The following is a 307-nucleotide window of genomic DNA, read 5'->3' on the forward strand; positions in this document are numbered from 1 at the left end:
TCCATACCCGTCACACTTAAATTCATCATATCTGCATACATTGAAGCGTTTTGATGGCAGGGAAGAGAAATGACGTTTGTCCTCTTCAAATAGTTCCGCAATGACCTCTCCCTTTTTGTAGTGCATTTCAGCAGCTTTCTTCAAATGTTCATCCAGAAGCTGTTTATTATAGCTGACCATATCGTGGTAATGGGGGATCGGGACAAAAATATTTCTTCGTATCGTACCTACTTTGTTTTCCACGTTCCCTTTTTCCCATCCTGATTTTGGATTACAAAAACGAATCCGAAAACCATAGTGGGCACGA

The 307-nt window shown here is 40.7% G+C and carries 1 pseudogene; it reads right to left on the reverse strand.

Features of this window, described 5'->3' with window-relative positions:
• Positions 1–243: pseudogene (locus tag ACTNBF_RS16625) on the reverse strand (IS21 family transposase); the annotation flags it as partial.
• Positions 244–307 lie beyond the last annotated feature (64 nt).

The organism is Bariatricus sp. HCP28S3_A4 (genome assembly GCF_052066395.1).
GTDB lineage: Bacteria > Bacillota > Clostridia > Lachnospirales > Lachnospiraceae > Allocoprococcus.